This is a genomic window from Achromobacter sp. RTa, assembly GCF_000757485.1.
Lineage (GTDB): Bacteria > Pseudomonadota > Gammaproteobacteria > Burkholderiales > Burkholderiaceae_B > Achromobacter.
In genome coordinates, this window is record NZ_JPYO01000042.1 from 209,708 (window position 1) to 235,683 (window position 25,976).

Sequence of the window (25,976 nt, forward strand, 5' to 3'; positions counted from 1 at the left end):
GAGCGATCATCACCATGGATATAGACATCACGCCCGAAGAACGGGAATTCCGCCTCGAAGTCCGCGAGTTCGCGCAGGCCCATCTGCCCGAGGCCGTACGCCGCAAGGTCCTGTACGGCGAAAAGCTGGATAAGCAGGAGTACGTGGACTGGCAGAAGCACCTGCATCGCCAGGGCTGGATCGCGCCGGCCTGGCCGGTCCAATACGGCGGAACGGGCTGGAGCCTGAGCAAGCAACGCGTATTCCTTCACGAGCTGGCATTGCAATGCGCGCCCGAGACCATCCCCTTCGGCATTTCCATGGTGGGTCCGGTGATCTACACCTTTGGATCGGAGGAGCAGAAGGCCCAGTACCTGCCCGCCATCCTGAATTCCGACACCTGGTGGTGCCAGGGTTTCTCCGAACCGAACGCAGGCTCCGACCTCGCCTCGCTGCGCACGCGCGCCGTGGACTGCGGCGATCACTATCTGCTCAACGGCCAGAAGGCCTGGACGACGCACGGCCGCTTTGCGGACATGATGTTCTGCCTGGCGCGCACCGAAGACACGGGCAAGCCGCAGCAAGGCATCTCCTTCCTGCTGCTCGATATGAAGAGCCCCGGCATCGAGGTCCGCCCGGTGCGCACCATCGACGAAGGCGCCAGCATCTGCGAAGTGTTCTTCAACGACGTCCGCGTCCCCAAGTCGGGGCTGGTGGGCAAGGAAGGCGAAGGCTGGACCTACGCCAAGTTCTTGCTCGGCCACGAGCGCGCCATGATCGCCCGCGTGGGCCGCTCGCGCATGCAACTGGCGCGCGCTCAACGCCTGGCCTCGCATCCGCTGGCCGACGGCAGCCGCCCGATCGACAACCCGCTCTACCGCCAGCGCCTGTGCGACATCGAGGCCCGCCTGCGCGCGCTCGAACTGACCGAGCTGCGCGCCCTGTCGGCCTACCGTCCCGGAGCCGGCTTCGACATCGCGGATTCCTCGATGCTGAAGATCGAAGGCTCTGAAATCTGCCAGGCCCTGACCGAACTGCTGCTCGACCTCGCGGGCCGCTACGGCATGGTCTACAGCGGCCGCTATACGCAATCGCCGATCGGCGACTCCACGGCCCACGGCCTGCTCGGCGACCACCTGTTCAACCGCGTGGCCACGATCTACGGAGGCAGCTCCGAAATCCAGAAGACCGTGATCGCGAAGAGCCGCTTCCAGAAATAAAGGACACGCCATGAACCTGAACCTCTCCGAAGAACAAGAGATGATCCGCGAGAGCGTGTTCGATTATTTCTCGAGCGCGTATGGATTCGACCGCCATCTCGAGCGGCTGGGCCAGCCCCCGGGCTCCGCCTCCGAAGCCTGGCAGGCCATGGCCGGCCTGGGCTGGCTGGGCCTGACCGTGCCGCAGGACGACGGCGGCCTGGGCCTGGGACCGCAGGAAACGATGCTGCTGATGGAAGGCGCCGGCGCGGCGCTCTGCGCCGAGCCATTGCTGGCCAGCGCCATACTCGCCGCCCCGCTTCTTGCCGGGGCCGCCGATGGCTCCCCGGCCGCGCAGGCGCTGCAGGACGCGGTTTCCGGCCAGGCCAGCCTGGCGCTGGCCTGGACCGAAAGCGACCGCGGCTTCGCGCCGCTGCGGATCGAGACCCGCGCCGAGCGCCAGGGCGCGGCCTGGCGCCTGTCCGGCCGCAAGCTGCTGGTGGACAACGGCGCGCAGGCGGATTGGCTCGTGGTCGCGGCGCGCGGCGAGGACGGCCTGGCATTGCTGCTGGTCGACGGCGCCGCCCAGGGCCTGATCCGCAGCGGCGCGCCGTTGGCGGACGGCACCCACAGCGCCGACCTGGTCTTCCAGGACACGCCCGCCACCTGCCTTGCCCGTGGCCCCGAGGCCGAAACCCTGCTGCTGCGGGCCGTGTACCGCGGACTGGCGGCCACCTGCGCCATCGCCCTGGGCGCCATGGAGCGGGCGCTGGAAATCTGCCGCGACTATCTCCACGAACGCAGTCAGTTCGGCAGGCCCCTGGCCGCGCTGCAAGTGCTGCAGCACCGCTATGTGGACATGCTGATCGCAGCGGAACGCGCGCGCTCCATGACCTTGCTGGCCGCCCTGCGCGCCGACGAGGCGGCCGGCGGCGACGCCGAGGCGCGCCGCGACCTCAGCCTCGCCAAGCTCACGGTGGGCCGGAGCGCGCGCCACGTCGGCGGCCAGGCCATCCAGCTGCATGGCGGCATGGGCATGGCCTACGAATATCCCATCGGCCACTACTACCGCAAGCTGCTGTGCTGCGACGCGGCCTTCGGCTCGCAGGACGACCACCTCGCCCTGCTGTCCGAAAGCCTCGCCGCGCCCGCCGGCGCCTGAATTCCGCCCCTCCACGATCCTGATCCCGCCATGCCTACGCCTGAACCCTCCCGCATCCTCGCCACGCAACAGGACGGCGTCCTGCTGCTGGGCTTGAACCACCCGCCCCTCAATACGCTGGACCACGCGCTGCGCCAGCAACTGTACGAGGCCCTGCAGGCCGCAGCCCAGGATGCCTCGGTGCAGGCCATCGTGCTGCACGGCGCGGGCGGCAACTTCAGCGCCGGCGCCGACATCCGCGAGTTCGGCCAGCCCCGCCAGCCCCCCTGGGCTGGCGACGTCGCCCAGCTCATCGAGGCCAGCGCCAAGCCCGTGGTGGCGGCCCTGCAGGGCGTAGCCCTGGGCGGCGGCCTGGAACTGGCGCTGGCGGCGCACGCCCGCATCGGCGCCGCCGACGCCAGGCTGGGCCTGCCCGAAGTCAAGCTTGGGCTGCTGCCCGGCGGCGGCGGCACGCAGCGACTGCCCCGCCTGATCGGCGCCGCGGCCGCCCTGCCCCTGATGCTGGAAGGCCGCGATGTCGACGGCAACGCCGCGCAGGCGCTGGGCCTGCTGGACGAGGTCTGCGACAAGGCCGCCTTGCTGGACGCCGCGGTGCGCCGAGCCCGGGCGATGCTCGACGGCGCGCGCCCCTCCCGGCCCGGGACGGACGGCGAGGCCGGCAAACAAGCCGGGCTGGCGGCCATCGCGGCGCAACGCGAGCGCCTGGCCGCGAAACCCCATGCCCTGCCCGCCCAGCGCCTGCTGCTGGACTGCATCCAGGCAGCGCTGGAACAACCGCTGGAAGCGGGCCTGCAGTTCGAGCGCCAGGCCTTTCTGCAATGCGTGGCCAGCCCCGAGCACCGGGGCCTGGCGCATGCTTTCTTCGCCGAGAAGCTGGCCGGAAAGTCGCCGGCCGGCCAGGCTCGGCCGCGCCCGGTCCAGAAGGTTGGCGTCGTGGGCGGCGGCACCATGGGCGCCGGCATCGCCGTGGCGATGCTGGACGCGGGCCTGGACGTAGTCCTGATCGAACGCGATGCCGCCTCGCTGCAGGCCGGCCAGGACCGGATCGGCGGCGTCTACCAGCGGCAGCAGGACAAGGGCAAGCTCAGCGCGGAGGCGCGGGCGCGGCGCCTGGCCCGGCTGAGCGCGGCGACGGACTATGCGGCGCTGGCCGACGCCGACCTCATCGTCGAGGCGGTGTTCGAGGACATGGACGTGAAGAGCCAGGTCTACGCCGAGCTGGACCGGGTCTGCCGGCCCGGCGCCATCCTGGCGACCAATACTTCCTATCTGGACATCAACGAGCTGGCGCGGCGCATTTCCCGCCCGCAGGACGTGATCGGGCTGCACTTCTTCTCGCCCGCCAATGTCATGAAACTGCTGGAGATCGTGGTGCCCGAGCAGGTGTCCGACGACGTGGTGGCCACGAGCTTCGCGCTGGCGCGGCGGCTGGGCAAGGTGCCGGTGCGCGCCGGCGTGTGCGACGGATTCATCGGCAACCGCATTCTCTACGTCTACCGCGAGGCCGCCAATTACATGATGGAGGACGGCGCCTCGCCCTATCAGATCGACCAGGCGCTGGAGCGCTTCGGCTACGCCATGGGTCCGTTCCGCACCGCCGACCTCACGGGCGGCGACATCGGCTGGGCGACCCGCAAGCGCAAGGCGGCCACGCGCCCGCCCGAGGCCCGCTACGTGCGCGTGGCCGATCGGCTGTGCGAGCGCGGCTGGTTCGGCCAGAAGACCGGGCGGGGCTATTACCGCTACCCCGAGCGCGGACAGCGCGGCCAGCACGATCCGGAGGTGCTGGCGTTGATCGACGAAGAGCGCGCGGCGCGCGGCATCGAAGCGCGCGCGTTCAGCGACGAGGACATCGTGCGGCGCTACATGGCCGCCCTGGTCAACGAGGCCTCCAAGGTGCTGGAAGACGGCATCGCGCTGCGGCCGGCGGACATCGACACCGCGTTGGTCAACGGCTACGGCTTTCCCCGCTGGCGTGGCGGCCCGATGAAGTATGCGGACGACGTCGGCCTGCCGGCCATCGTGGCCGATCTTGAGTCGTACGCCAAGGAAGACGCCGCGTTCTGGGCGCCGTCGGCGCTGCTGCGGCGCCTGGCGCGCGAAGGCGCGGCCTTCGGCAAACTGAATCAACCCCAATAAAGGAATCGCTGCATCATGCGAGAAGCCGTCATCGTCGCCACCGCGCGCACCCCGCTCACCAAGTCCAAACGCGGCGAGTTCAACATCACCCAGGGGCCGACCCTGGCTTCCTACGCCATCCAGGCCGCCGTCGAACGCGCGGGCGTGGATCCGCAGAGCATCGAAGACGTGGTCCTGGGCTGCGGCTACCCCGAAGGCACCACCGGGCGCAACGTGGCCCGCCAGGCGGCGCTGCGCGCCGGCCTGCCGCAAAGCGTGGCGGGCGCGACCGTCAACCGCTTCTGCGCCTCCGGCCTGCAGGCCGTGGCGGACGCGGCGGCGCGCGTGGTCATGGGGCAGTCCGGCCCGGTCGTGGCCGGCGGCGTGGAAAGCTGCTCCTTGCTGCGCACCCGCGACGACGGCGTCAGCGGCATCGACAGCTGGCTCCAGGACCAGATCCCCCAACTCTACCTGCCCATGATCGCCACCGCCGACATCGTGGCGCAGCGCTACGGCATCAGCCGCGAAGACCAGGACGCCTTCGCCTTGCGCAGCCAGCAGCTCACCGCCGCGGCGCAGCGCGAGGGCCGCTATGCGGACGAGATCATCTCCGTGCGCGCGACCATGGAAGTCACCGACAAGGCGACGGGCGCCATCCGCCGCGAAGAAGTGACCGTCAGCGCCGACAACTGCAATCGCCCCTCCACCACCGCGGAAGGCCTGGCCGGACTGGTTCCCGTCATGGGCCCGGACCGCTACGTGACCGCTGGCAATGCCTCGCAGCTGGCCGACGGCGCCTCGGCCTGCGTCCTGATGGAGGCCCGAGACGCCGAGCGCGCCAACCTCGAACCGCTGGGAGCCTTCCGCGGCCTGGCCGTGGCCGGCTGCGCGCCGGACGAGATGGGGATAGGCCCCGTGTACGCCGTGCCCCGCCTGCTCGAACGCCATGGACTGAAGGTCGAGGACATCGGCCTGTGGGAACTGAACGAGGCGTTCGCGTCCCAGGCGCTCTATTGCCAGCGCCGCCTTGGCATTCCGATGGAACGGCTGAACGTGAATGGCGGATCGATCTCGCTGGGCCACCCCTTCGGCGTGACCGGCGCGCGCCTCACCGGACACGTGCTCCTGGAAGGCAGGCGCCGCGGCGCCAGGTTCGCCGTCGTCACCATGTGCGTGGGCGGCGGCATGGGCGCGGCGGGGCTGTTCGAGATTTTCTGACCCCCCAATGAAAACGGGGCGGCCTGGGCCGCCCCGCATGCGCCGCAAGGCGCTTCCTGCTTACTGCGGTTCGATCTTCGCGTCGACCGCGCGCTGCGTCCAGACCTTACGCTGCGCCTGCGCGAAAGCCTGATGCTCCTCGACGGTGTTGGGCGAGACCTGCATGCCCAGGGATTCGAAACGCTGCAGGACGTCGGGCTCGCGCAGGATGGCGGCCACTTCCTGGTTCAGCTTCTGCACGACGGCGTCGGGCGTCTTGGCGGGCGCGGCCACGCCGACCCAGACGACCAGGTCGAAATTCTTGTAGCCCAGTTCGGCCAGCGTCGGCACGGCCGGGAATTCCTTGGCGCGCTCATGGCCCGTGTACGCCAGCCCGCGCAGCTTTCCAGCCTGCATGAAGGACGTTACGACGGACAGATCGGCGAACAGGTAATCGACGTGGCCGCCCAGCAGGTCAGTCACGGCCGGGGGCTGGCTCTTGTACGGCACGCCGTTGGCGGCCGCGCCGGCCACCGTGTTGAATGTAGCGCCGGCGATCTGGCTGGTGGGCGAGCCGTAGGCGTAGTTCAGCGGCTTGGCCTGCGTCGCCTTGACCAGTTCCTGCAGCGACTTGTACGGCGCATCGTCGCGCACCACCAGCATCATCGGAATGGTGGCGATCCGGATCACGTGGATGAAATCGCCCGTGGGATCGAACGGGAGCTTGCGAAACAGTGCCGGAGTGGCCGAGTGCGTCGAGCTGCTGGTGAGAATAAGCGTGTAGCCGTCGGGCTGGGCGCGCGCGGTGAACGACGAACCGATCGTGCCGGACGCGCCGGGCTTGTTTTCGATCACGACGGGCACGTTCAGGCGGGGGCCGAGCTTCTCGGCGATGATGCGCGCGCTGGTGTCGGTGGCGCTGCCCGGCGAGAACGGCACCACGATGGTGATGGGCTTGTCGGGATAGGCCGCTTGCGCCTGGGCCGCGCCGAAAGGCAACGCGCCCGCGAGCGCGGTCAGGGCGGTGAGGCTGCCGGCGGCCAGCAGGCGGCGGCGCGCGCCGAACGATAGTGTCATGCTTGTCTCCTGTCAGGGGCCGCGGGTCGGCCTCTTCAACTCAAGCCGTATGATGCTTGCGCCCCGCTTATCCCAACAAGGGACTAATTTTCATAGACTTATTCCAAACCGGGATTAATTACCTTCCGCCTGGCGCTGGCGCAGATATTCCTCGGTGGCCTGCAGGAAAGCCGACGCCGCCAGCGACAGGCGCGCATTGCGGCGCTGGATCAGCCAGAGTTCGTGTCCGTGCCTGCGGGCGCCGTCGATCTCCAGGATGCGCAGGCCGAGCTGCCGCGCCAGGTCGCAGGCGTAGCCGGGCACGACGGTAATGCCCAGCCCGGCGCTCACGAGCTTCAACGCCGAAGTCAGCATGCCGGCCTCGATGCGGTAGCGGAACTCCAGGTTCAGGTCGGCCGCCACCCGGTCCAGGCCGCGCCGCACGCTGTACACGTTGCGCAGCATGATGTGGTCGTGGGCCGCGACGTCCGCCCACGACACCGAGCGCTTGCGCGTCAGGGCATGCCTCGGCGCGCACACGGCATACATCGTGTCGCGGTAGATGACGCGCGTGGCCAGTTCGTCCGACGGAGTCTCGACCGAAACGATGCCGAAGTCCGCGCGCCCGTTGCGCACGTGCTCGAAGGTGTCGTCCGTGGACAATTCGAAGAGGTCCAGCTTCACGCTGGGATGGGCGCGGTGGTAGTCCGCCACCACTTCGCCCAGCAGGCCGACCATCATGAGAGGAGACGTGGCCACGCCCACGGTGCCGCGCTCCAGGGTGCGCAAGCCCGACATGCTGCGCTCGGCGGCGCGCACTGTGCCCAGGATTTCCTGCGCGTAGGCATAGAAATCGGCGGCGCCGTCGCATGGCGTTACGCTGCGCGTGGAACGCTCGAACAGCGGCTGGCCGACCTCGGCCTCCAGCTCGGCGCACAGCTTGCTGACCGCCGATTGGGTCACGAAGGCCGCGCGCGCGGCCGCCGTAAAACTGCGCAGTTCGTAGAGCGCGCAGAAAACGCGCAATTGCTTGAGAGTGATGTTCATGGTCGAAGTCGCCGCCTGGCGCTCTCCGGCCATGCCAGCCTCAGCGCCCACCCGGGAGCATATCGCGATCGGCGTCCTGGCGCGGCGCCAGGCGCCTGATTTCACCTGGCGTGCGCGAAAAGCGCACTGGAACGCCCGCGGCCATCAAGGGCCCCTCGGTGGGGTGCTCCACCTGCTGGAAGAAACCGGTGGCCCGCAGGTGGGGGTCGTCGAACAGGGCTTCCGGCGTGTTCACCGGCGAATGGGGGATGTCCGCCTCCGCCAGCAGCGCCAGCCACTCGTCCGTGCCGCGCAAGGCGACGATGTCCGCCAGGTCCTGGTAGAGCTCGTCGAAATGGCGCGCGCGCGCCGCCGCATCGACGTAGCGGGCGTCCGCCGCCAGGTCGGCACGCTCCGCCAGCGCGAAGAAGCGCCGCCATTGCGCATCGGTGTACGGCAGCAGGGCCAGGTAGCCATCGCGCGTGCGGTAGGGCCGCCGCTGCGGCGACAGCACGCGGCTGTAGCCCATGGGGCCCATCGGCGGAACGAAGCTGTGGCCGCTCATGTGCTCGACGAGCGTGAACGACACCAGCGTTTCGAACATGGGGACCTCGATGGCCTGCCCCAGGCCCGAGCGCTCGCGCTCGTACAGCGCCATGGGAATCGCGTAGGCCAGCGTCAGGCCCGCCACCTTGTCGGCGAGGATGGTGTTCACGTAGGCGGGCGCCCCGCTGTTGCGGCCCTGCAGGTCGGCCAGCCCGCTCATCGCCTGGATGATGTCGTCGAACGCCGGACGCGCCGCATAAGGGCCGTCCTGGCCGAAACCGACCGCCGAGCAATAAATCAGACGGGCGTTGCGCGCGCACAGCGAAACCGCGTCCAGCCCCAGCCTGGCGAGCGCCGCGGCGCGGACGTTCGAGACGAACACGTCCGCGCCGTCGATCAGCTGCAGCAGGCGCTCGCGGTCGGCCGGCGCCTTGGCGTCCAGCGTCACGCTGTATTTATTGCGGTTGAGGTTGAGGTATGCCGGCCCCATGCCCGCGTGCGCGGCCGGCGCCGACGTGCGGAACACGTCCCCTTCGGGCGCTTCCACCTTGATGACCTCGGCGCCCATGTCGGCCAGGATCTGCGTGGCGTAGGGGCCCATGGCCACCGAGGTCATGTCGATGACGCGCACGCCCGCGAGCGGGCCGGCCATTATTTAGCCTCCTGGCGCTTCTTGCGGTTGACGAAGGGCGCCATGTAGCGGCGCGGCTCATCGGTGGTGAACGCCTCGCCGAACGCGACCACGCTGCGATCCAGCCCGGCTTCCACCGTGGACTCGCTCCAGTAGCGCAGCAGGGCCTTCTGCGAGCGCACGGCGATCGGGCCGCTTTCGGCGATGGGCGCCACCGTGCGCTCGACCAGCGCGTCCAGTTCGCCCGGTTCGCTCAAGAACTCCAGGAAGCCCCACTGCGAAGCCTGCGCCGCATTCACCGTCTCGCCGGTCAGGAGCAGCCAGTTGGTGGGGCCGGGGCCGATGATGGCCGGCAGCAGCACGGCATGGATCACCGACGGAATGCCCACCCGCACCTCGGGCATGCCAAAGACCGCATCGGTCGAGCCCAGGCGGATGTCGCACGCGGCCGCCAGCTCCATGCCGGCGCCCAGGCAGAAGCCCGGGATGCGAGCGATGGTGGGAACCGGAATCGCGGCGACTGCGTCGCAGAGATCGCGCAGCCGCGTGATGAATTCACGGGCGCCCTGCGGTTCCAGCTCGGCCATTTCATAGATATTGGCGCCGCCCACGAAGGCCTTGTCGCCCGTGCCGCGGATGACGACGGCCCGGGCATCGGCCTGGGCCGCGATCCAGCGCGCGGCCTCGATCAGGCTGAGGGTCACGGGCGAGGCCAGGATGTTCAGGCTCTTGGCGTCGTGGATCTGCAGCGTATAGACGCCCCGTTCGTCGCGGGTCACGAGGGCGTGGGCAAAGGTAGGAATAGACGCGGTCATGGAAGCTCCAGCTAGGGTGATGCCACCGATGCTACGGGCCTCGTTTGATCACAACAAACGAGTAATTTTCATAGAATGAGTCCAAAAAAGAATAAATAACGAAAGCATCGTTGGCTTGGGTACGATAGCCGCCTCTTGCCGGAGTCGTACCATGGGCATCACGCTGCGCCAGCTTCGGGCTTTCTGCGCCGTTTACGAGCTGAAGAACTTCACCCGCGCCGCGGAGGCGCTGAACCTGACGCAATCCACCGTCAGCAAACTGTGCTCGGAACTGGAAAAATCCGTCGGGCTGGCGCTATTCGAGCGTTCCGCCCGGGGCGTGGAGCTGCTGGAAGGCACCGCGGAACTGTATGCCTATGCGCAGGAAGCCTTTGGTTCGCTGCGCGCGGCCGAGCGCAGCCTGAGCAGCCTCGCGGGCCTGGAGCGCGGCGAAGTCTCCATCGCCGCCTCGCCCATCATGATGCACACGCTCGTGGCGCCGGTGGTGGCGCGCTTCCATGGCCTGCATCCCAACATCGTCTTCGACCTGCACGAACTCACCGGCGATGAGGTGACCGAACACGTGCTGCATGGCAAGGCCGACCTGGGGCTCGTGGCGGTCGAGAGCCAGGACCCCCGGCTGGACTGCCGCGTCGCCTACCGCGGCCCCATGTATGCCGTGGTGCCCGCCGGCCATCCGCTGGCCGCCAGAGGGCGCGCGCGCTGGCGTGATCTGGCCCGCTACCCGCACATCCTGCTGCGCGGCACCTATACCGTGCGCCGCAAGATGGACCAGATCCTGCAGGAAAAGGGACTGACGGTGCGCAGCGTGGCGCAGACCGGCAGCCTGACCACCGCCTTCGCGATGATCCGCGGCGGCATGGGCATCACGGTCATGCCCGGCTATGTGCGCAGCGTCTGCGAGGAAATGGGCCTGCATGCCCTGTCCATCGACGACCCGCCGCAAGCCCTGCACGAATTGTCGATCCTGCGCCGCAACGGCCACCTGCTGCCGCGCGCGGCCACCGCCTTCCTCACAGCCTTCGAGGCGCATCTGCATGGGCTGCGCCAACCGGCGCCCTCCGGCGATTGATTTCCTTCTTGAATGCCTTCATGACAATTAATCAATTGTTTGAATGATGAGCCGCTCCCATCATTGACGCGTCGAGGCCCGCCACGCCAGCGGTCCGCCACGCGCCACGGAACGGTCCCTCGACGCCATAACCAAGCAGGGCAGACATGCCCGCAGGACGAGGAGACCCCCGACATGAAACTGAAGTCCCGCCTGACGCAGCTCCTGACGCTGCTCGCCGCCGTTCCCGCCATCGCCGCCGCCGACGCCTATCCCGCCAAGCCCGTGACCCTGGTCGTGGCCTATGCCCCCGGCGGCATGACCGACATCCTGACCCGCCGCATCGCCGCCGACCTGCAGACCCGCCTCGGCAAGCCCTTCGTGGTGGAGAACAAGCCGGGCGCCACGGGCCAGATCGCCACCGAATACGTATCGCGCCAGAAACCCGACGGCTACACCGTGCTGGTCGGCGCCACCAGCCACGTGATCAATCCGGTCCTGAAGAAGCTGCCCTATGACGCGCGCAAGGACTTCGAACCCATCGCCCTGCTGGCGGTCAGCCCGAACTTCCTGCTGGTCAACGCCAACCAGGGCATCAAGACCTTCGCGGATTTCAAGGCCTACGCCCAGAAGCAGCCTTCCGTTCCCTATGGCACGGCCGGCGCCGGCGGCGCGCCTCACATCGTCGGCGAGCTGTTGCGGTCCCAGAGCGGCCTGCCGCTGATGCACGTGTCCTACCGAGGCGCCGGTCCGGCCATGACGGACCTGGTATCGGGCCAGGTTCCGTTCGGCATGGCCGAATCGGTAACCGCCAACGCCTATCTGCAATCGGGAAAGATCATTCCGCTGGCCATCGCCTCCGCGCAGCGCCAATCCCGCTACCCCGACGTTCCTACGCTGAATGAACTGGGCTACAAGGGCTTCGACCTGAACACCTGGGTGGGCGCCTACGCGCCGGCCGGCACGCCCGCCGACATCGTCCAGACCCTGAACGCCGAAATCCGCAAGGCGGTGATGGCGCCGGCCACTCAGGAGTACATCCGCTCGACCGGCTCCGAGCCTGGCGACATGGACGTTCCCCAGTACCGGAAGTTCGTCAACGACGAGATGGACAAGTGGCAAGCCGTCATCACGCAGGCTGGGGTCAAGGATGAATGAAGCCCGTCACGGCTCTCCGTCGCCGGAAGCCTATTTCGCCGAGGCGCTGCGCGCCGGGCGCCTGGAGGTCCAGGTCTGCCGCAGCTGCGGGCACGCCTTTTTCTTTCCGCGCACGCACTGCACGAATTGCCGTTCGCCGGAATACGCCTGGCGCCCCATGCGCGCCGGCGCCACGCTCTATTCCTATTCGGAAATCCCCGCCACGCCCCAGGCGCCCGCACGCAACGTCATCCTGGCCGACATGGACGAAGGCTTCCGCATGATGTCCACGCTGGTCGGGCCCGGCGAGCCATGCATCGGCATGCGGCTGACGGCACGCCCCGATCCGCAGCGCGCGCGCGTCGTGTTCGAGCAGGAGGCGCCATGACGGACTGGAACAGAAACCTGCGCGGCGCCATCGCCATCACGGGCTGCGCCACGGCCGGCATCGGAGACGCCGGCGGCCTGAACGACCTGGAGGTCTCTTCGCTGGCGGTGCATGCGGCGGTGCGGGACGCGGGGCTACGCATGGAGGACATCGATGGCCTGATGAGCGCCAGCCTGTCCTCCTCGATGTGGCTGAACAAGCTGGCCGAATACCTGGGCGTGTTCCCCCGCTTCATGGACAGCCTCCAGATCGGCGGCGCGTCCTTCGTCGGGCATCTGCTGATGGCCGCGGCGGCCATACAGGCCGGCCTGTGCCGCAACATCGTGATCTCCTACGGCGCCACGCCGCGCGGCGGCAACGGCGTGTCGGCCACCTCGGGCGCGCGCGCCAAGCTGGATCCGTTTCCGTACGAAGAGCCGTTCCAGCCCTTCAATCCGCCGACCAGCTACGCACTGGCGACGCGCCGCCACATGCATGAGTACGGCACCACCCGCGAACAGCTGGCGGAGGTGGCCGTGGCAGCGCGAGCCTGGGCGCGGCTGAACCCGGAAGCCTACAAGCGCGATCCGCTGTCGATCGACGACGTGCTGTCGGCGCGCGTCATCTCGTCGCCGCTGACCGCTCGCGACTGCTGCCTCGTGACGGATGGCGCCGGCGCCATCGTCGTGACCGCCGCCGCGAGCGCGGAGGTGAGCCGCCCCGTCTATGTGCTGGGCACGGCCATGGCGCATTCGCATCGCCAGATCTCCTGCATGGCCGACCTGACCCGCACCGTCGCGGGCCAGAGCGCCGACGAGGCCCGCAAGCGGGCCGGCGTGCAGCTGGCCGACATCGACCTGGTGCAGCTATACGACGCCTTCACCATCAACCCGATCCTGTTCCTGGAAGACATGGGGTTCTGCGGCAAGGGTGAAGGCGGCGCCTTCGTGTCGGGCGGACGCATCGCTCCCGGCGGCGAACTGCCGGTGAACACCAACGGCGGAGGACTGTCCTGCGTGCATCCCGGCATGTACAGCATGTTCGGGCTGGTGGAGGCGGTGCGCCAGCTGCGCGGCGAGTGCGGGGAACGGCAGGTGAAGCAGGCGCGCACGGCGCTTGTGCATGGCAACGGGGGGGTGCTGAGCGCCCAGGCCACGACCGTGCTGACCAATTGGATGGACTGAAGGAGATTCGGAATGCTGGAAGGAAAAGTGGTCGTCGTCACTGGCGCGGCCAACGGAATCGGCCGCGCCGCCGCGCTGGCCCTGGCGGCGCAGGGCGCCCGCGTGGTCGTCAATGACCTGAACGTCTCGCTCGACGGCACGAGCGCCTCGCAGAGCACAGCCGCGCAGGTCGTCGAGGAAATCCGCGCCGCGGGCGGCGAGGCCATCGCCAACGGCGATTCCGTGGCCGAATACGCCAGCGCGCAACGCATCGTGGAAGCGGCGGCCGACACCTATGGCCGCGTGGATGCGGTGGTGAACAATGCCGGCATCGTGCGCGACAAGATGTTCCACCGCCTCACGCCAGAGGACTTCGACGCCGTGGTCAAGGTGCACCTGTACGGCTGCTTCAACCTCAGCCATGCCGCGGCCCGGCATTTCCGCGAACAGGGCGGCGGCAGCCTGATCAACATGACGTCCAATTCGGCCGTCATCGGCAACCGCGGCCAGGCCAACTACTGCGCCGCCAAATTGGGCATCGTGGGGTTGTCCAAGGCGATGGCGCTGGACATGGCTGCGTTCAACGTGCGCTCGAATTGCATCGCGCCCCTGGCCTGGAGCCGCATGACGGAAACCATTCCCGCCAAGACCGAAGAGCAGGCGCGCCACGTCGAGAAGATCCGCCGCATGGGGCCCGAGACGATCGCGCCGCTCATCTGCTATCTGGCTTCCGACTCCTCGGCCGAGGTAACGGGACAGGTATTCGCCATCCGCCTGAACGAGATCTTCCTCATGAGCCAATCGCGCCCGGTGCGCTCGGTGCACCGCTCGGAAGGCTGGACCGCGCAAAGCATCGCCGAGCACGGCATGGCCGCGCTGCGCGCCTCCTTCATGCCGCTGGATACCTCGGCTCAGGTGTTCGCCTGGGATCCGGTCTGAGGCGACCATGGCGCTGGACTATCACCGCTTGAAGTCCCACGTATTCGAGGCCGAGCGCCAAACCTACGGCGAGGATGACTGCATTCTCTATGCCCTGGGCGTGGGCGCCGGCCTGGCGGAAGACGAGACCGTGGGCGAGGAAACACGCTTCATCTACGAGCAGGGCCTGCGCGCCCTGCCCGCCATGGCCGCGGTGCTGGCCTATCCCGGCTTCTGGATGCGCGATCCGCGCCATGGCCTGGATTGGCGCCGGGTCGTGCACGGCGAGCAGCGCATGCGTTTCGTCCTGCCCCTGCCCACGCGAGGCGAAGTGTCCTGCCGCATGGAGGTCAGCCATATCGCCGACAAGCGCCCAGGCGCCTTCGTCGTGACGCGGCGCACCCTGAGCGACGCCGCCACGGGGCAGGACCTTGCCATCATCGAACAGTTGAACATCTGCCGCGGCGATGGAGGCTACTCCGGCGGCGACGCCGCCCTGAGCGATAGCCTGCCCGCGGCCATCCCCGCCCTGCCCGCTGCGCCCCCGGACGAGGTCGTCGTCCTGCCCACCAGCCGCAACCAGGCCGCGCTTTACCGTCTGAACGCCGACCGCAATCCCTTGCACGTGGATCCGGCCAGCGCGCGGCAGGCCGGCTATGCGCGGCCCATTCTGCATGGCGCGGCCCTGCTGGGCATGGTGAACCGCGCGCTCGAACCCGGCCTGCGGCAGCAGCCTGGACGGCGGCTGGGCGAGCTGGACCTGCGCTTCCTGGCGCCCGTCTATCCCGGCCAGGCCGTCGCGGTCTCGTTGTGGCGCCTCCCCGGGGAGCTGGCGCTGGCCTGCCACCAGGACGGCACCCTGTGCGCCCAGGGGCGCGCGGCATGGGCAACCGAGGAAGAACAATGAAAAACAAGACATGCATCGACGCGCAGGACGCCCTGCGCGACGTGGAATCGGGCGCCGCCATCTTCGTGGGCGGTTTCGGCGGCTCCGGCATTCCCGCTCGCCTGCTGGCCGCCCTGCTCGCCAAGCCCGGCGTGCGCGACCTGACCCTGATCAACAACAACGCCGGCGCCGGCGAAACGAGCTTTCTGGCGCTGGTCGCCGCCGGCCGCGTCAGCCGCATCGTGTGCTCCTATCCCCGCATGCCGGGCAATGACGTCATCCGGGACCGGGTGCGGGCCGGCAGCCTGACCGTGGAAGTAATGCCGCAAGGCACGCTGGTCGAGCGCATCCGCGCCGGCGGCGCGGGCATGGGTCCGTTCTTTTCGCCCACGGGCTACGGCACGCCCCTGGCCCAAGGCAAGGAAACACGCGTCTTCGGAGGCCGCGGCTACGTGCTCGAAGAACCATTGCGCGCGGACTTCGCGTTCGTGCGCGCGCACCGCGCCGATCGCCTGGGCAACCTGGTGTACCGGCACGCCCAGCGCAATTTCGGACCGGTCATGTGCACGGCGGCGCGGACCACCATCGTGGAAGTCGACGAGATCCTGCCTTGCGGCGCGCTGGATCCCGACGTCATCGTCACGCCCAGCCTGTTCGTGCACCGGCTATTGGGAGGCCAGCAATGAAGCGACTGACACGCGTCCATCTGGCCGCCCTGGTCGCCGGCGACCTGCCGGCCGGCGCCGTGGTCAACCTGGGCATAGGCATGCCCACCCTGGTCACCGACCGCCTGGACCCGGAACGCGGGGTCCAGCTGCACAGCGAAAACGGCATCCTGGGCATGCGCCTGCTACAAGCCCACGAAACCGCCGACGGCGACCTCATCAACGCCAGCAAGCAGTCCATCGCGCTGACCGAGGGCGCGGCCATCTTCGACCACGTCTATTCCTTTTCCATCATGCGCGGCGGCCATATCGACATCACCGTGCTGGGCGCCTTCGAGGTGTCCTGCCACGGCGACCTGGCGAACTGGTCGCTGGGCGCGGACGATCCCATGCCCTCGGTGGGCGGCGCCATGGACCTGGCCGTGGGCGCGCGCAGCGTCTGGGTCATGATGGAAGCGCTCACCCGCGAGGGCCGCCCACGCCTGTGCGGCCGCTGCACGCTGCCGCTCACGGGCGCCGGCGTGGTCAGTCGCGTCTACGCCGACATCGGCATCTTCGACGTGCGTAACGGAGCATTCGTGCCCGTCGCGCTGGTCGAAGGCCTGCCGCCCTCGGAGCTGGGCCGCTGGATCGATGCGCCGCTGCGCTTCGAAGGCGAACCCCGCATCCTGCACCTTAGCCATTCCTGATTCCGCCATCTCCATGATACGCACCGAAAACTTCCTCGAAGACGCCGACGTCTGGCTGCGGGCGGCCCTCGCGCGGCTGCGCGCCCGGTACCCGGACACCGCGTCGCACACGCCGGAGTGCCGCCAGGCCTGGAACCGCATGCTCTGCGAGGCCGATCTGATCGCCCTGACCTGGCCCCGCGAATACGGCGGCCGCGAACTGCCCACGGCCATGCTGATCGCCTTCCACGAGCTCTGCGCGCGCCTGCATGCGCCTCAGCCCATCAACAGCATCGCGCACGCTATCCTCGCCCCCACCTTGCTGCGCTTCGGCAGCGCCGAACAAAAGGCTCTTTTCCTCCCGGGAATCCGGGATGGCAGCGAGATATGGTGCCAGGGCTACTCCGAACCCCAGACCGGTTCCGACCTGTCTTCCGTCCGCACCCGGGCCCGCGCCGATGCCGCCGGCTGGCTTGTCGACGGCCGCAAGATCTGGACCACCCAGGCTCACCTGGCCAAATGGTGCTTCGCGCTGGTCCGCACCGAGCCGGGCAGCCAGGCCCACCGCGGCCTGAGCTTCATGCTCATCGACATGCGCGCCGACGGCGTGCGCGTCGAACCGATCCGCCAGATGACGGGCGAAGCGGACTACAACGAAGTGCTGTTCGAGGCGGTGGCGGTGCCCGAAGGCCGCATCCTGGGCGAACCCGGCGAAGGCTGGCGCATCGCGATGGCGGCGGCCGAGTACGAGCGCGGCATCTACTTCATGCCCCGGGTCGTCCAGCTTGAGGACGAGCTCGCCGGGCTGCAGGCCGCGCTCGCGCAGGCGCCCTTGGCGGCGGACGAACGCGCCGTGCACGCGCGCCGCGTGCAGGACCTGGCGGACGCCTGCCGGGTCATCCGCTGGCGCGTGGACCGCGTGCTGCGACAGGTAGCCTCGGGAGACACCCCCGGCATCGACGGCGCCATGCTCAAGCTGATGTGGAGCGAAACCCGCCAGCAGGTCTGGGAACAACGCATGGAGCTCCTGGGCGAGACGGCCATCCTGGGGCCCCAGGCCGGCGCCCCGTACGCCGCCCCCGCCGGCGTACTGCGCGAATTCCTGTGGTCCAGGGCCGAGACCATCGTGGCCGGCACGTCGGAGATCCAACGCAACATCGTGGGCGAACGCCTGCTCGGCCTGCCCAAGGACAGAAAACAACATGCATAGCGAAATCAGGACCTTGCTGTCCTCGACCTTCGGCCGCCTGCTGGAAGAGCGGCATTCCGCCGCCCACGCGCGCCGCGCGCTGCCCGCGCACGACGCCGCCCAGCTCGCTTTGTGGAAGGAGCTGGCCGAAGGCGGCTGGCTGGAAGCCGGAGCGGAAGCCTTCCAGGCCGAATATGGCCCCGGCACGCTCCTCATGGGCGAATGGACCGGGCGCGCGCTGCTCACCCTGCCCTATGGCCCCTCCGCCTTTCTCGCCCAAGTGCTGCTGGAACAGGAACCCGCCCTCTCGCCGGTCGTGCTCGACCTGGCCGCGCATCCGGCCAGCATCCGCTGCGACCGCGCCGGCGATGAAGATGGATGGATCGACGACTACGGCCCGTCCGCCCAGTACCTGCGCCTGAGCCGGATGGACGGCGGCTGGCGCCTGGCGCGCCTGGATCCCGCGATGCTGGAGCCGGTGCAGGGCCTGGATCCGACCACGGCGCTGGCCCGCCTGCGCGGCCCGGCGCAGGCGGAAGCGGAACTGCCGGATGGACAGGTCCTGCCCGCGCTGCAGAACCACCAGGCTTTCCTGCTTGCGCAGTTGACCGGCGCGGCGGGCGCGGCCCTGGACCTGGCTATCGCCTATGCCAAGGAGCGCGAGCAGTTCGGACGCGCCATCGGGCAGTTCCAGGCCGTGAAGCACCCGCTGGTCGATGCCTGGATCGGCCTGGACAACAGCCGCTACGCCGTGGAAGCGCTGCTACGCTCGCGCGCCACGCTCGATCCGGCACTGGCGGCCGCGGCCACGCGCGTGGCCACGGCCGCCGCGCGCCGCGCCGTGAAGCTGTCCATCCAGGTCCACGGAGGCATAGGCTTCTCGTGGGAGCACGACGCCCAGCTCTACCTGAAACGCGCCTACCGGCTGGCCGTCGAGGCCGAGCGCTCGGCGGCGTTGCTGCAGGGCTAGCGGTACCATGCGCGCATGGACCGACATACTCCAATCCATCGCGCGCCCGGCCGCTTGACCGCCTACTACCTGAGCGGCGACGCCATGCGCAGCCGCGGCGTGAGCGGCGCCGTGCTGAGCGGCACGCTGGATCTGCCCGCCCCGCCCGCGCGCGTGCTGGCGGACTGGGACCGGGAGATCTCGGCGCGGCTATGCCTGGAACCGGGCGACGTCGAACAGATGCCCCTCGCCCGGACGCAGGCGCGCTGGCCCGGCCATGGCCTCTGCCTGCAGGCGATGAACGCCTGGATGCTCGGGCTGGGGCTGGAAGACGGGGTGCTGGCCGGCGCCGACATCGCCCTCATGGCTTGCCGCGGCGCCCGCTACCATCATGACGCCGCGCAGTACGGCGGCGCCGCCTTCTGCAATCTCTTCCTGAGCGAAGACAAGGGGCTCGCGGTGCTCTTTCCCGGCAGCGGCCAGCGGATCCCGCTGGCCCGCGGCACCGCCATGATCTTCGATACAGCGCAGCCCCACGGCGTCGTGCCGCGCGGCCGAGACGGCTTCCACGAAAGCGATTTCCCTTCCGGGCAGGATTTCTCGCAGCTGTTCCTCACCTGGGAATTGCCGATAGAAACGGCCAGCGTCGCCCGGATGCTGGGCGTCGCTTTCGACATCGACCTTCCAGGCGCCCGGCGGTTGGACGAAGAGCAGGTCCGCCTGGACGGCGTGCGCGTCGCCGTTGACCCTGAGTCTGGGCGGTGGCGGCCGGCCGCATGATGGCGCTGGACGTCGCCCGAAGACGGATCACGACCCCGGCAGGGCCGCTCCCATGGCGGCGAACAGGCCGCCGCAGACTTTGTTGAAACGCCGGCCGGCGCGTTCGAGCCAGGGACGCACGCGATGCGCCAGGCGCGCCAGCACGTACTCGACCAGGAATTCGACGGCCGTGAAGGTGGCGGCCATGATCGCGAACTGCGTCAGCAGGCCGCGGGCCGGGTCGATGAACTGCGGCAGGAACGCGCCGTAGAACAGAAGCGCCTTGGGATTGGAAATGGCCGACAGAAAGCCCTGGCTGAACATGCGCATGCCGCGCATCCTGGGCATGTCGGGCGCCGGGCTCAATTGCACGCCGGGCGAACGCCAGAACTGGATTCCGAGCCAGATCAGATAGGCCCCGCCAGCCCACTTCAGCACGGTCAGCGCCGGTCCCCAGGCCTTGAGCAGCGCGCTGATGCCCAGCATCGACAAGGCGATCAACGCAACGAAGCCGACGGCGCCGCCGGCGATGGTGCACAGCGCCTTGCGATGGCCGTGCAACGCGCCGTGCGTAAGCGCGAGCAGCGTGTTGGGCCCGGGAGTCACCGAGAGGCCGATGACCGCGACCAGGTAGATGAGCCAGCTATGCAGCGCCATGGCGGAATGCCGGAGAAGTGAAGGATCGGCCAGTCTAGCGCCCGGCGCGGGGACGGCGCAAATCGGCCGGCCCCGCGGGACCGGCGGCCCGATGGTCAGCGGCGGAAGCCGCCTCCCCGGAATCCTCCGAAGCCGCCGCCCCAGCCGCCGCGGCCGCGCCAGCCGCCGCCTTCCGCCCCTCCCATGCCCCGGTCTCGCCAGCCACCGCCGTCCATGCGGTCCTGCCAGCCCCCGCCCTGGAAGTCGGCGGCGCGCTGGCTCGAGTAGTCGCGAGCCTGGCGCTGGCTGTTCAGGTAGCTCGATCCGCTGGCCTGCGTGTCGCGCTGCACCGGCTGCCAGCCCGAGGACGTATGCTGCTGCCAGCCATTGTCGTTGTGCTCGTAGACGTTGCCATTGTGGTCGGCGTAGACGTTGCCGTTGTTCCAGGCCATGCCGCTGTCCGTGTTGCGGTTGTAGGTCGCGCCGCGGCGGTTCACGTTGTCGACGCCATCGCCGGCCGTGCCCGTCGCGGTGGCCGACGAGATCGTGGTGCGCCCGGTCTGGGAATTCGTGCGCGCCTCCTGCCGGCCCGCCGCCCATTGTCCGTCGTCATTGGAGACCACGCCCGCCCGGCCGGCGCCCGACGCCCCCGTGACCGGATCGGTGTACGCGCCCCGCCGGCCGGCGGCCGCATTGCCGGTGTACTCGTTGTAGGCGGCCCCGCGCGAGCCTTCGAACGCGGCCCCGGTCTGCGGGTTGTAGCCCTCGGCATGGGCGCCCCGCCATTCGGTGCCCGTCCAGCCGTTCCAGCCGGCCGCGTGGGTGACCACGCCGGATCCGCCCCAGGCTCCATAGACGTCGACGCGGTTCACGTCCACGCCGCGCCAGTATGGCGCGCAGCAATACGGTCCCCAGTACGGAGCCGCGCCGCCCCAGGCTTCCGCCGCGGCGAATCCGAAGGCGAAGCCGGCCGCGGTATCGAAGGCCGCGTCATAGCCATAGCTGGGCGGATACCCGACCCAGGTGCCCTGCACGATCACTGGCGGGTAGGCATAGCCGGTGCCGTAGACGACTGTGCCGTCCGGCGCCACCACGACGCCCATGTAGCCCGGCGTGTACCCGAACACCACGCTCTGCGGCGTAGAGCCGTAGATCTGCACATAGGTCACGTAATGCAGGGGCGAGTTGGCGGGAATGCCGTAGATGGCCGGCGGCACGTGGTCGGCCACGCGCCAGGGGCCGAAGGCCGAGTCCGACACGAACCAGACCGCGTGCGACAAGGCGTAGTAGCGGCCCTCCGCCTGGATGACGGGCACCTGTGAATTGGCGGCGTAGTACAGCGGCGTGCCCGCGATGGGGCGCAGCGTCGGCGAGCCCCCGGCGTACTCGACCTTCAACGTCGCCGTGGCGCGCGACACGGTCGCCGTCTGCGGAATGGTGGAGGCGATGACGGCCTCTTTCGCCTGGGGCGTGCCCGGCACCGACGCCAGCACGCCCGCCTGCGGATCCCGCGCCGGGATCCGCGCGAAATCGCGCGGCAGGCTCTTGCCCGGCACGTACGACCAGGGGCCGTCGAGCTGGGCGCCGCGGAACCAGCGGCCCGAAACCAGCAGGTAGTAGCGGTTGTCGCCGGGATTCATGAACAGCGCATGGTCGGCATTGCTCACTGTCAGCAGCGAGGTCCCGGGGACGGGCCTCATTTCCGGCTGCCCGACCGTGATCAGCAGTTCCGCCGGGACAGTGGACACCACGACGGCCGGCGCGCGATGCGGCGCCTTGCCGTCATGGGGCAGCAAGGGATCCACCGGCGCCTTGCGGCGCGCCGCGTCGGCGGCGGCCAGGAGCTGGGAGGACGGCTGCTCGACGGCCTTCCATGGGCCGTCGACGGCCGCCGCTTCGTACCAATGACCGGCCGCCTGCAGGAAATGGCGATTGCCGTTGGCCAGGATCAGCGCGCGCGTGTTGACGACCCGGCGCCAGCCGGATGCGTCCGGCACGTCGGCCCAGGCCGGCTCGCCGTCGACCAGCACGAGCACGGTCGGGACCGTGCGGTAGACGATGCGGGGCGGCGCGTTGTCCACCGCCACCGGCTTGGTGGCGGGGTTGTCCTGGGAAAGCGCGTAGCTCAGTTGCAGCGCGTCGAGCTGCGTGACCATCCCCGCGGCGGGGAGCCGGGCTTCCAGCTGGCTGCGCAGCCGGGAGGCCTCTTGCGGCGCCGTCGGCACCTGCACGCGCTCGATACGGATATCCGACAAATGCACCAGGCCGGCGGATTTGTTCACCTCGGCCCGGGCCGAAAAATCCGCTACGCCATAGGTCGGACTTCCCTTGGCCTGGCCGATCGCCACCGCCATGCGGCCCGTGAGGCGGTCCGCCGTCCAGGTGTCGATCTGCGGCTGGTACAGCTCGATCTTCGTTCCATCGGGCGCGTTGAAACTGCGCGGCCATTGCAGTGCGCGCGCCGCGTCGGCCGGTGAGCCGGCGGCTTGCCCAGAGGATGCGCCGGACGCCATCTGCGCCGAATCCTGCGCCTGCGCCATGCCGGCCGGCATCAGGCCCGCTCCGGCCGCCAGACCCGCCAGGGCACAGGCCAGGCGCAAACGGCTCATGCGCCCGCCAGCCGGGGCCGGGCAAGCCGCCGGCCAGGAATGCACACGCCACCACCGGAACAGGCCTTCCACCATGTAGAGCTCCTTCAAGGATTTCGGCAGCCCGCGAGGCTGGCGGCGCCATCGCCGCCCGCACGCATGCCGCGATGACTTCGCTTCGGTTTATACGCTAGCTGTGCCACGGGTTCAATCGCAAAAACGGTTGCCGGCTGCGGGGGGACCCTCTATAACTTCATCTCACCAGGGCCGCATCCAAGGCGCATAAGGAGCAAGCTCATGGCCCCCTCCTTTTCCCACCCCGGGGTCTACGTCCAGGAAATGCCGGGCGGCGCCCGCCCCATCGCCCGCGCCTCGACGTCGATCGCAGCGTTCCTGGGCGCCGCCCGCCGCGGCCCCACCGATAAGCCGGTCCGGATCTCGGGCTTTTCCGGCTACGAGCAGGCTTTCGGCGGCCTGTCCGGAGACTCCGAACTCGGCTACGCGGTGCTCCAGTTCTTCATGAATGGCGGCGCCGATGCCTGGGTGCTGCGCCTGGAAGACGCCAAGTCCCCCACGCAGCGGCCAAGCCTGCAGGCGCTGCAGGATGCGGACTTCGACCTGCTATGCCTGCCGGCCATCGCCCACGGCGGCGTGCTGGCCGAAGCCGCGTCCTACTGCGAAGAACGAAGCGCCTTCCTGATCGTGGATGCGCCCGCCAGGGCGGCGGACGCGGCGTCGATGGCGCAGGCCGCCCGCAGCGGAACCCTGCCCCGATCCAGCCATGCCGCGGTCTACTATCCGTGGATTCATCTATCCGATCCGCTCAGGAACGGCGCGCCTCGCCTGGCGCCGCCTTGCGGAACGATCGCCGGCCTGTACTCCCGCATCGACGGCAGCCGTGGCGTCTGGACTGCGCCCGCCGGCACCGAGGCCAGCCTGGTCGGCGTCCTGTCCCTGGCCTGCCCCGTTACCGACAACGACAATGGCGGCTTGAACCCGCTGGGCGTGAACTGCCTGCGCGCGTTCCCAGGGCGCGGGCTGGTCTGCTGGGGCGCCAGGACGCTGCGTGGCGCGGACCACCTCGCGTCGGAATACAAGTACGTGCCCGTGCGCCGCCTGGCGCTCTTCCTGGAAAAATCGCTCCGCGCCGGCATTCAGTGGGCGGCCTTCGAGCCCAACGAGGAGCCCCTCTGGGCGCAGATCCGGCTGAGCGCCGGCGCCTTCATGGATACGCTGTTCCGCGAGGGCGCTTTCCAGGGCAGTTCGCCGCGCGATGCCTATTTCGTCAAATGCGACCACGAAACCACCACGCGTGACGAAATCGACCAGGGCGTGTTCAACCTGCTGGTCGGGTTCGCCCCGCTGAAGCCGGCCGAATTCATCGTCATCCGCATCCGGCAATCGGCCGGCGCGACGCGGGGGTGAGCTCCGCGCCACGGCATTCACTGAATGTCGACATTCAAGCATCAGACGCTAAACGCGGCGCGCTCTGCCCTACAATGCGTGGGCGCATGAACCCCGGACGCCCTACCGCCACAAGATGCCCCAGCCGCTGCAAAACTCCAATCTTCTCAAGACCCTGCCCCTGCAGATCGCGGACCTGATCGCAGAACAGATCGCCGACGGCCTGTGGGCCCCTGGCGACCGATTGCGCGAAACGGAGCTTGCCACCACTTATGGCGTCAGCCGCGCCACCGTGCGCGAGGCCCTGCGCCTGCTGGAGATCCGCGGCCTGGCCACCATCCGCCCGCAGCGCGGCGCCTGCGTCACGCTGCTGTCCGCCAAGGAAATCCTGGACCTGTACGCGGTGCGCGCCGCCATGGTGTCGACCGCGTCGCGGCTGGCGGCCGAACGTTGCACGCCCGCTGAAGCCGACATCCTGAAGGGCCGCCTGCGGCTGCTGGCCGACAACATCGGCGATGCCGCCGAATACACCCGGCACAGCCGCGAGATGGTCGAATACATCGCCAGCCTTGCCGACAACGCCATCCTGGCCAGCTACGCCAGCGACATCGCCAAGCAGATCGGCCGGTACGTCCGCATCAGCCTGGCTACCCTCGAACGGCGCGAACGCTCCCTGCACGCCTGGGAGGAAACGATCCAGGCGATCACCGGGCACGATCCCGAACGCGCCGCCGCCTGCCACTACCGGCTGGCGGTCCAGAATCGCGACGCCGTGCTCGAAGAGCTTTCGCGCACCGGCAAGACCTGAACCCCTTGTACCCCGCCAACTTATCCATTAAAGTAAAAATGTCGACATTTAGAATGATGACAATCAAACCAAGGGGACAACCATGCTTTCACTCCACCGCCGCCTGAAAGCCGGCATCGCCGCCGCGCTCTTCCTTGCAGGTTCATCCCAGGCCCTGGCCGCGCCGGCGCCAGTCAAGTTCGATGCGCCCCTGCGCATCATCGTGCCGTTCAGTCCCGGTGCGCTCATCGACATCATTGCCCGCATCTATGCCGAGAAACTGAGTCCGCTGCTGGGCCAGCCCGTCGTCGTCGAGAACAAGCCGGGCGCGGGCGGGCTGGTGGGCGCCCAGCGCACGCTGAACGAACCGGTCGACAAGAACACGATGCTGTTCGTGTCCTCGTCGTACGTGGTCATTCCCGCCGTCAACGACAAAATGCCGTACGACACGCTCAAGGATTTCTCCGGGATCGCCGCGATCGCCTCCTCGCCGACGCTGATCGTCGTAAACCGCAAGAACCCGTACGACAAGCTGGGCGACTTCGTCGAGGCGGCGCGGCGGCCGGATGCCCGCTTTACCTACGGCTCCGCCGGCGTGAATTCCGCGACCGACCTGGTGGGCCGCTACTTCAACCAGGAAGCGCGCGTCCATCTGGAACACATCCCCTATAAGGGCGTGCAGGAAGGCGTGGCCGAAGTGGCGGCCGGACGAGTCGACGTGTCCTTCCCGCCCATCGCCCTGGCCCTGCCCTTTATCCAGTCGGGCCAGTTGAAGGCGCTTGCCGTCACCAGCCCCAAGCGTTCCGCGCTGCTGCCGGATACGCCGACGGTCGCGGAAATCGGCCTGGGCAACTTCGACTACAGCATCTGGTACGGGGTGGTGATGAATTCCAGGACCGCGCCCGCCGTGAAACAGGCGCTGGCCGACGCCATCGCACAGGTCAGCCGCGACCCCGCGGTCCAGGAGCAGCTGACGCGCCAGGGCCTGGTGCCGGACAACCGGCAACTCGGGGCCTTCGACGAGTACATCGCGCGCGAGATGGACAAGTTCAACAAGATCCTGAAAGCCAACCCGTAACC

24 protein-coding genes are annotated in these 25,976 nt (G+C 69.0%); 18 read left to right on the forward strand and 6 right to left on the reverse strand.

Annotated elements, in window-relative coordinates:
• The first annotated feature begins 14 nt into the window (after positions 1 to 14).
• The 4 genes from JL37_RS18690 to JL37_RS18705 are packed head-to-tail and all read left to right on the forward strand — an operon-like array spanning position 15 to position 5,676.
• Positions 15 to 1,199, forward strand: coding sequence for an acyl-CoA dehydrogenase family protein (locus tag JL37_RS18690; RefSeq protein WP_043546069.1), 1,185 nt, complete (start codon positions 15 to 17; stop codon positions 1,197 to 1,199).
• Positions 1,200 to 1,209: 10 nt separating this feature from the next.
• The gene (locus tag JL37_RS18695) at positions 1,210 to 2,340 is read left to right on the forward strand and encodes an acyl-CoA dehydrogenase family protein (protein ID WP_043546070.1); all 1,131 of its coding nucleotides are present in this window, start codon (positions 1,210 to 1,212) and stop codon (positions 2,338 to 2,340) included.
• A 30-nt stretch (positions 2,341 to 2,370) separates the two neighbouring features.
• Entirely contained in the window at positions 2,371 to 4,479 is a 2,109-nt protein-coding gene (locus JL37_RS18700; protein WP_043546071.1) for a 3-hydroxyacyl-CoA dehydrogenase NAD-binding domain-containing protein, read from the forward strand.
• Positions 4,480 to 4,494: 15 nt separating this feature from the next.
• Positions 4,495 to 5,676, forward strand: a complete 1,182-nt coding sequence (locus JL37_RS18705) for an acetyl-CoA C-acyltransferase (RefSeq protein WP_043546072.1) — start codon at positions 4,495 to 4,497, stop codon at positions 5,674 to 5,676.
• Positions 5,677 to 5,736: 60 nt separating this feature from the next.
• Here the strand turns inward: JL37_RS18705 and JL37_RS18710 are convergent, their stop codons facing one another.
• The 4 genes from JL37_RS18710 to JL37_RS18725 all read right to left on the reverse strand — a co-directional run bounded on the left by JL37_RS18710 (position 5,737) and on the right by JL37_RS18725 (position 9,729).
• Positions 5,737 to 6,732 (reverse strand): tripartite tricarboxylate transporter substrate binding protein, encoded by a 996-nt coding sequence (locus JL37_RS18710; protein WP_052097362.1) that lies wholly within the window; start codon positions 6,730 to 6,732, stop codon positions 5,737 to 5,739.
• Positions 6,733 to 6,846: 114 nt separating this feature from the next.
• Positions 6,847 to 7,758, reverse strand: coding sequence for a LysR family transcriptional regulator (locus JL37_RS18715; protein WP_043547015.1), 912 nt, complete (start codon positions 7,756 to 7,758; stop codon positions 6,847 to 6,849).
• Between the two features lie 40 nt (positions 7,759 to 7,798).
• Positions 7,799 to 8,935 carry a CaiB/BaiF CoA-transferase family protein gene (locus JL37_RS18720; RefSeq protein ID WP_043546073.1) on the reverse strand — a complete coding sequence of 379 codons (1,137 nt, stop codon included), beginning with the start codon at positions 8,933 to 8,935 and terminating at the stop codon, positions 7,799 to 7,801.
• Positions 8,935 to 9,729 (reverse strand): enoyl-CoA hydratase, encoded by a 795-nt coding sequence (locus JL37_RS18725; protein WP_043546074.1) that lies wholly within the window; start codon positions 9,727 to 9,729, stop codon positions 8,935 to 8,937. Before JL37_RS18725 ends, JL37_RS18720 begins: the two co-directional genes overlap by 1 nt.
• A 151-nt stretch (positions 9,730 to 9,880) precedes the next feature.
• On the opposite strand from JL37_RS18725, the gene JL37_RS18730 reads away from it, so the two are divergent.
• The 11 genes from JL37_RS18730 (at position 9,881) to JL37_RS18780 (ending at position 19,502) form a co-directional block, all read left to right on the forward strand.
• The gene (locus tag JL37_RS18730) at positions 9,881 to 10,801 is read left to right on the forward strand and encodes a LysR family transcriptional regulator (RefSeq protein WP_043546075.1); all 921 of its coding nucleotides are present in this window, start codon (positions 9,881 to 9,883) and stop codon (positions 10,799 to 10,801) included.
• 174 nt (positions 10,802 to 10,975) lie between these two features.
• Positions 10,976 to 11,938: a tripartite tricarboxylate transporter substrate binding protein gene (locus JL37_RS18735; protein WP_043546076.1), complete on the forward strand. Its 963-nt coding sequence runs from the start codon at positions 10,976 to 10,978 to the stop codon at positions 11,936 to 11,938.
• Positions 11,931 to 12,305 carry a Zn-ribbon domain-containing OB-fold protein gene (locus JL37_RS18740; RefSeq protein ID WP_052097363.1) on the forward strand — a complete coding sequence of 125 codons (375 nt, stop codon included), beginning with the start codon at positions 11,931 to 11,933 and terminating at the stop codon, positions 12,303 to 12,305. Before JL37_RS18735 ends, JL37_RS18740 begins: the two co-directional genes overlap by 8 nt.
• On the forward strand, positions 12,302 to 13,468 hold the full coding sequence (locus tag JL37_RS18745) for an acetyl-CoA acetyltransferase (protein WP_043546077.1): 1,167 nt from the start codon (positions 12,302 to 12,304) through the stop codon (positions 13,466 to 13,468). Before JL37_RS18740 ends, JL37_RS18745 begins: the two co-directional genes overlap by 4 nt.
• Before the next feature lie 12 nt (positions 13,469 to 13,480).
• On the forward strand, positions 13,481 to 14,386 hold the full coding sequence (locus JL37_RS18750) for an SDR family oxidoreductase (protein ID WP_043546078.1): 906 nt from the start codon (positions 13,481 to 13,483) through the stop codon (positions 14,384 to 14,386).
• 7 nt (positions 14,387 to 14,393) lie between these two features.
• Positions 14,394 to 15,272 carry a MaoC/PaaZ C-terminal domain-containing protein gene (locus JL37_RS18755; RefSeq protein ID WP_043546079.1) on the forward strand — a complete coding sequence of 293 codons (879 nt, stop codon included), beginning with the start codon at positions 14,394 to 14,396 and terminating at the stop codon, positions 15,270 to 15,272.
• Complete coding sequence (locus tag JL37_RS18760) at positions 15,269 to 15,937, forward strand: 3-oxoacid CoA-transferase subunit A (protein WP_043546080.1); 669 nt, start codon at positions 15,269 to 15,271, stop codon at positions 15,935 to 15,937. Before JL37_RS18755 ends, JL37_RS18760 begins: the two co-directional genes overlap by 4 nt.
• Positions 15,934 to 16,605 carry a CoA-transferase gene (locus tag JL37_RS18765; protein WP_043546081.1) on the forward strand — a complete coding sequence of 224 codons (672 nt, stop codon included), beginning with the start codon at positions 15,934 to 15,936 and terminating at the stop codon, positions 16,603 to 16,605. The genes JL37_RS18760 and JL37_RS18765 overlap by 4 nt, the downstream gene beginning before the upstream one ends.
• A gap of 13 nt (positions 16,606 to 16,618) precedes the next feature.
• Positions 16,619 to 17,794 carry an acyl-CoA dehydrogenase family protein gene (locus JL37_RS18770; RefSeq protein ID WP_043546082.1) on the forward strand — a complete coding sequence of 392 codons (1,176 nt, stop codon included), beginning with the start codon at positions 16,619 to 16,621 and terminating at the stop codon, positions 17,792 to 17,794.
• Entirely contained in the window at positions 17,787 to 18,743 is a 957-nt protein-coding gene (locus JL37_RS18775; RefSeq protein ID WP_043546083.1) for an acyl-CoA dehydrogenase family protein, read from the forward strand. Before JL37_RS18770 ends, JL37_RS18775 begins: the two co-directional genes overlap by 8 nt.
• Before the next feature lie 15 nt (positions 18,744 to 18,758).
• Positions 18,759 to 19,502 (forward strand): hypothetical protein, encoded by a 744-nt coding sequence (locus JL37_RS18780; RefSeq protein ID WP_043546084.1) that lies wholly within the window; start codon positions 18,759 to 18,761, stop codon positions 19,500 to 19,502.
• Between the two features lie 27 nt (positions 19,503 to 19,529).
• Here the strand turns inward: JL37_RS18780 and JL37_RS18785 are convergent, their stop codons facing one another.
• On the reverse strand, positions 19,530 to 20,138 hold the full coding sequence (locus tag JL37_RS18785) for a LysE family translocator (RefSeq protein WP_043546085.1): 609 nt from the start codon (positions 20,136 to 20,138) through the stop codon (positions 19,530 to 19,532).
• A gap of 95 nt (positions 20,139 to 20,233) precedes the next feature.
• Entirely contained in the window at positions 20,234 to 22,726 is a 2,493-nt protein-coding gene (locus JL37_RS18790; RefSeq protein WP_231570380.1) for a carbohydrate-binding family V/XII, read from the reverse strand.
• 276 nt (positions 22,727 to 23,002) lie between these two features.
• On the opposite strand from JL37_RS18790, the gene JL37_RS18795 reads away from it, so the two are divergent.
• The 3 genes from JL37_RS18795 (at position 23,003) to JL37_RS18805 (ending at position 25,974) form a co-directional block, all read left to right on the forward strand.
• Positions 23,003 to 24,130 (forward strand): phage tail sheath subtilisin-like domain-containing protein, encoded by a 1,128-nt coding sequence (locus JL37_RS18795; RefSeq protein WP_043546086.1) that lies wholly within the window; start codon positions 23,003 to 23,005, stop codon positions 24,128 to 24,130.
• A 115-nt stretch (positions 24,131 to 24,245) separates the two neighbouring features.
• The gene (locus tag JL37_RS29770; RefSeq protein WP_052097365.1) at positions 24,246 to 24,917 is read left to right on the forward strand and encodes a GntR family transcriptional regulator; all 672 of its coding nucleotides are present in this window, start codon (positions 24,246 to 24,248) and stop codon (positions 24,915 to 24,917) included.
• Between the two features lie 82 nt (positions 24,918 to 24,999).
• Positions 25,000 to 25,974 (forward strand): tripartite tricarboxylate transporter substrate-binding protein, encoded by a 975-nt coding sequence (locus JL37_RS18805; RefSeq protein ID WP_043546087.1) that lies wholly within the window; start codon positions 25,000 to 25,002, stop codon positions 25,972 to 25,974.
• The last annotated feature ends 2 nt before the right edge of the window (positions 25,975 to 25,976 follow it).